This is a genomic window from Limnospira sp., assembly GCF_051859755.1.
In the GTDB taxonomy this organism is placed as follows: domain Bacteria; phylum Cyanobacteriota; class Cyanobacteriia; order Cyanobacteriales; family Microcoleaceae; genus Limnospira; species Limnospira fusiformis.
Genome location: NZ_JBIMLI010000315.1, coordinates 1 through 1,619, shown reverse-complemented (window position 1 = coordinate 1,619; position 1,619 = coordinate 1). Strand labels below are relative to the sequence as shown.

Here is a 1,619-nt window from a genome sequence, read left to right as displayed (position 1 = left end):
GGAATCTTTCTAAAAGCTTTGCGGGATACCGCCTCTGTTACCTTAACGGGTAATAGTGCTATCGTCGCATTGTCAGGGAACAGCCGGAAAAATGTCGCGTAAATGTATCAGAACAACTGCTAACAGTACAGATGCTAACAGTACAGATTTCAACGCCACCAGAGTTCAGCCAGACCTGGCTACTGGAAACCAGTTATGGAACTGGTGGCAATGCCCTCACCACCGGCCTTGATGGGTCTATTTATATAACAGGTTCTACTAGAGAGGACCTGAATGGAGAAATCAATCAGAGTGGTACTGATAGCTTCATTGTCAAATATGAACCCGATGGGACTCTGGTATGGACAAGACTGTTGGGAGGTAATTATTCTAACTCTTATGGCAATGCCCTCACCACCGGCCTTGATGGGTCTATTTATATGGCGGGTTGGACTCGGAGTGACCAGATTGTAGAAATTCCTCGACAGCCATACGAAATTCCCAGTAATGAAAACGATGTATTTCTCGCCCGGTATGAACCCGATGGCAGCCAGGTATGGACAACCCGGTTAGCAAGCAATAGGTCGGAAATAGCCCATGCCCTCACCACCGGCCTTGATGGGTCCATTTATGTAGCTGGCTTTACTAGCGGCGACCTAGGTGGGGAAATAAATAATGGTGGCACGGATGCCTTTATCAGCAAATACGAACCCGATGGGACTCTGACATGGACAAGGCTGTTAGGAACCAGTAATTGGGATGGTGCCAGAGCCCTCACCACTGGCTTTGATGGGTCTATTTATATGGCGGGTGAGACTTGGGGCGACCTGAATGGGGAAATTAATCAGAGTGGTGCTGATGGCTTTATTGCCAAATACGAACCTGATGGGACTCTGGTATGGACGAGACTGTTGGGAAGCAATGGTTGGGGGGCAGCCCATGCCTTGACCACCGGAATTGATGGGTTTATTTATGTCGCTGGTCTAACCGAGGGCGACATCAACGAGGAAATTTTTAGTCGTGGCGGAAATGCCTTAATCAGCAAATACGAACCGGAGGATGGGGCTCTGGTATGGACAACACAGTTGGGAACCCCTAATGCTGACCAAGCCAATGCCCTCACCACCGGCCTTGATGGGTCTATTTATATGGCGGGTTGGACTCAAGGCAACCTGGCTGAGGAAATGAATCGTGGTTACTCCGATGGGTTTATCGCCAAATACGAAACTGATGGCGCTTTGGCGTGGACAAGGCTGTTAGCCAGCAATGACTGGGACACAGTTAATGACCTCACCACGGGAATTGATGGGTCTATTTATATGGCCGGAAATGCCTTTGTTAGGGTGATAGTCGATGGGACTGTAGCGGAACCTGTACCGCCGCCACCGGAATTTATCGACCCATTGTTACCTCTCAACGGTGATTATATTCCCATAGCGGGCGACTTTAATGGTTCGGGAATCACAGATATTCTCTGGTATGCTCCCGGTCCTGACCCGGATTTTATGTGGTACTTTCATGCAGATGGTAGTTATGGGAGTCGTTTGTTCATGATTAATGGTTATTATATTCCCATAGCGGGCGACTTTAATGGTTCGGGAATCACAGATATTCTCTGGTATGCTCCCGGTCCTGACCCG

General features: G+C 48.8%; 1 protein-coding gene and 1 pseudogene. Both read left to right on the top strand.

Annotation, left to right across the window (positions count from 1 at the left end):
* Positions 1–102, top strand: a pseudogene (locus ACTIE0_RS24240) (RNA-guided endonuclease TnpB family protein); the annotation flags it as partial.
* A gap of 29 nt (positions 103–131) precedes the next feature.
* Positions 132–1,619 (top strand): SBBP repeat-containing protein (locus tag ACTIE0_RS24235; RefSeq protein ID WP_439517034.1); only part of this gene is annotated, 1,488 nt, incomplete at its 3' end.